This window comes from Methylibium sp. (genome assembly GCF_013817365.1).
Taxonomy (GTDB): domain Bacteria; phylum Pseudomonadota; class Gammaproteobacteria; order Burkholderiales; family Burkholderiaceae_C; genus Methylibium.
Window position 1 is genome coordinate 1 of the sequence record NZ_JACDCU010000446.1, and the last position, 3,262, is coordinate 3,262.

Annotated in this window: 4 protein-coding genes and 1 pseudogene; 2 read left to right on the forward strand and 3 right to left on the reverse strand. The window is 67.7% G+C overall.

Annotated elements, in window-relative coordinates; all coding sequences use genetic code 11:
* Window positions 1-305: NAD(P)H-dependent glycerol-3-phosphate dehydrogenase (locus H0W38_RS19420; protein WP_367162436.1), on the forward strand; the 305-nt coding region annotated here is incomplete at its 5' end.
* Window positions 306-332: 27 nt separating this feature from the next.
* Here the strand turns inward: H0W38_RS19420 and H0W38_RS19425 are convergent.
* The 3 genes and pseudogenes from H0W38_RS19425 to H0W38_RS19430 all read right to left on the reverse strand — a co-directional run bounded on the left by H0W38_RS19425 (window position 333) and on the right by H0W38_RS19430 (window position 2,575).
* The gene (locus H0W38_RS19425; RefSeq protein ID WP_367162439.1) at window positions 333-1,628 is read right to left on the reverse strand and encodes a methyl-accepting chemotaxis protein; all 1,296 of its coding nucleotides are present in this window, start codon (window positions 1,626-1,628) and stop codon (window positions 333-335) included.
* Window positions 1,608-2,107 (reverse strand): annotated as a pseudogene (locus H0W38_RS22170) (MCP four helix bundle domain-containing protein); the annotation flags it as partial. The pseudogene H0W38_RS22170 and the gene H0W38_RS19425, both read right to left, overlap by 21 nt.
* Before the next feature lie 30 nt (window positions 2,108-2,137).
* Window positions 2,138-2,575, reverse strand: a complete 438-nt coding sequence (locus H0W38_RS19430; protein ID WP_292457254.1) for a chemotaxis protein CheW — start codon at window positions 2,573-2,575, stop codon at window positions 2,138-2,140.
* A gap of 359 nt (window positions 2,576-2,934) precedes the next feature.
* On the opposite strand from H0W38_RS19430, the gene H0W38_RS19435 reads away from it, so the two are divergent.
* Window positions 2,935-3,262 (forward strand): DUF4147 domain-containing protein (locus H0W38_RS19435; RefSeq protein ID WP_292457252.1); only part of this gene is annotated, 328 nt, incomplete at its 3' end.

Here is a 3,262-nt window from a genome sequence, read left to right on the forward strand (position 1 = left end):
GCGCCGACACCTTCATGGGCCTGTCCGGGCTCGGCGATCTTGTCCTCACTGCCACAGGCGACCTGTCGCGCAACCGCCAGGTCGGTCTGCAACTCGCGCGGGGCGGAAGACTGCCCGAAGTGCTCGCCTCCCTCGGCCACGTCGCCGAAGGCGTGCACAGCGCGGCCATGGTGCTGGCGCGGGCGCGCTCGCTCGGCGTGGAGATGCCGGTCACCGAAGCCGTGGTGGCGGTGCTCGAAGGCCGCGCCAGTCCGGCTCAGGTGCTCATGCAGTTGATGCGGCGAGACGCGCGCGCCGAAGCCTGAGACGGCTTCGCGCTCACAGTAGCCAGCTCAGAACGACTGCCAGTCGTCGGTGCCGGTCTTCGGCGAGGCGACCACCGACGCGCCGGCGTCGGCCGGCCTCGCGGCCACAGCCCGGGGCTGCAGGCGCGAGACGTTCTTCGCGCGGTTCGGGCCGCGGCGCTCCACGGCGTTCGAGCTGAGCGTGGTGGCCGGCCTGACCGGCGCCGTGGCCTGTTGCGCGACGACCGCAGCAGCATGCTGGCCCTGCGCCAGCTTGAACACCGCCACGGCGCTGACTAACTGCTGCGCCTGGCCCTTCAGGCTTTCCGCCGCGGCCGCGCTTTGCTCGACGAGCGCGGCGTTCTGCTGCGTCGCCTGGTCCATCTGCGTAACCGCTTCGCCGATCTGCGCCACGCCGGCGCTCTGCTCGGTGGAGGCGGAGCTGATCTCGCCCATGATGTCGGTCACGCGCTTGATGGCGCTGACCACTTCGCTCATCGTCGTGCCGGCCTGATCGACCAGCACCGAGCCCTGCAAGACGCGCTCGACGCTGGCGGTAATCAGGCCCTTGATCTCCTTGGCCGCCTCGGCGCTGCGCTGCGCCAGGCTGCGCACTTCGGAGGCCACCACCGCGAAGCCGCGGCCCTGTTCGCCGGCCCGCGCCGCTTCCACGGCAGCGTTGAGCGCGAGGATGTTGGTCTGGAAGGCGATGCCGTCGATCACGCTGATGATGTCGGCGATCTTCTTCGAGCTGTCGTTGATGCCCTTCATGGTGTCGACCACCTGGCTCACCACCTCGCCGCCGCGCGCGGCCACGGTCGAGGCGTTGAGTGCGAGCTGGTTGCCCTGCATCGCGTTGTCGGCGTTTTGCCGGACGGTGGAGCCCAGCTCTTCCATCGAGGCAGCGGTCTCTTCCAGTGCGGAGGCCTGTTCTTCGGTGCGGCCCGACAGGTCGTTGTTGCCCTGGGCAATCTGCGTCGAGGCGGTGGCTACGCTTTCGGCGTTGGAGCGCACGGTGGCGACCACACCCGACAGGCTGTCCTGCATCTTCTTGAGCGCAGCCATGAGGCTGACGGTGTCGCCCGCACGCAGGTTGATCGGTACGCTGAGGTCGCCCTCTGCCACGCGCTGGGCCAGCGCGGCAGCGTCGGCCGGCTCGCCGCCGAGCTGGCGCGTCACGTTGCGCACGATCCACCATGCCAGTGCGCAGGCCAATGCAATCGCCAGGCCGATCACTGCGAAGATCCACGTCCGCGCCTCGTCGTAGGTGTGCTTCGCCGTTTGGTAGGCGGCCTCGGAGCCGGCGCTATTGATCTCGACCAGTCGACCCACGGTCGCGTCCATCTCGTAGAAATGGGTCCGTGAGGCGCCGCGGAACAGAGCCTGCGTCGCAGCGGACGACTGGGCGCCCTCGCGCGACAGCGCGATCAACTTGGCCTGCGTCTCGAAGTAGCTATCGCGCTGCTGCTTGAATCGCTCGAACTCCTTGCGCTCCTCCGCTGCAGTAATCAGGAGCTCATAGGACGCCTGCTGCTCCGTGAAGCTGACTTCGCTTCGTTCAAGGCCTTCTCGATGGAATCCATCTCGACGGCATCGAGGGACATCACATGGTCGCCTTCGCCTCGACGTAGCTGGTTGGCGCTAACGCGCACCTGGCCGAGGGCCTTGATGCTCGGGAGCCAGCTGGTGGCGATCTCCTCCGTGCTGGCGTTGACGTTGGAGAGCTCCGTGATGGCAAAGCCACCGATGCCGGCGGTCAAGACGGCCAGGGAGAAAAACGCTGCACCCAGCTTGGTGCGCAGCTTGATGCTGTCGGTATTCATGATCGGGTGGTTCTTGTTCAAATGAAGGGTTCAACTGATCAGCCCCATCGAGGCACTGTTCATCAGCTTTTCGATGTCCATCAGGATCAGCATGCGGTCTTCGACCGCACCGATGGCCAGGAGGTGTTCGCTCTCGATGCTCGAGTGCAGCTCGGGCACCGGGCGCAGTTGATCGGGCGCGAGGGTGATGACGTCGGACACCGCATCGACGACGATGCCGACCACCCGGGTCCCGATGCCCAGCACGATGGTCACGGTCAAGCCGTCGTAGGCGACCGGCTCGAGCCGGAACTTCAGCCGCAGGTCGACGATCGGCACGATCAGGCCGCGCAGGTTGACGACGCCCAGGATGTGGCGGGGCGCGTTGGCGATGCGGGTGGGCGGCTCGTAGGAACGGATCTCCTGCACGCGCAGGATGTCGATGCCGTACTCCTCGCCGCCCAGCTTGAAGGCCAGGAATTCGTTGATGCGGGGCGCTGTCGGCGAAGCCGCTGCTACGGCAGGGACGGCAGCCGGCGCGACAGCGGGCACGTCGGCAGGCAGTGTTGGGCGCTCTGAGGGCGCCAGTTCGGTGCTCGCATTCACGCGGGCGATCTCCAGGGTCGGTTGAACGGAATGCACCGGCCTTGCAAAAACACGTGGGCCGGTGCGCCAAGCCTCACGTTATCGGCAGCTGACCTCGGCCGATCAAGCGAAACGAGCGGCAAGTTGTGCCGTTTTCGAACAACCGTGCAGGGGTTCCACGCAAAGCGTGAGCGCTTGCTGAAAGCGTTTCATGTGCTGTGGCGATCCGATCTCGTGAGAGCGGCCGTGTCGATAATCCGCCGATGAACCCGCCGCTGCCCGATCCCAAGCACGACCCGCGCGGTTTCCTGCGCGGCCTGTTCGACACCGCCGTGCGCCGCGCGCTGCCGGCGCTCAGCACGGGCGCTTTCCTGCCGCCGCCGCCCGAGGGCCGCACGCTGGTGCTGGGGGCGGGCAAGGCGGGCGGCGCGATGGCCGCCGCGGTCGATGCGCTGTGGCCGGCCGACGCGCCGTTGTCGGGCCTGGTGGTGACGCGCTACGAGCATGTGCCGCCCGACTACAAGGCCAAGCCCGGGCGCATCGAGGTGGTCGAGGCGGCGCACCCGGTGCCCGACGCAGCGGGCCTGGCCG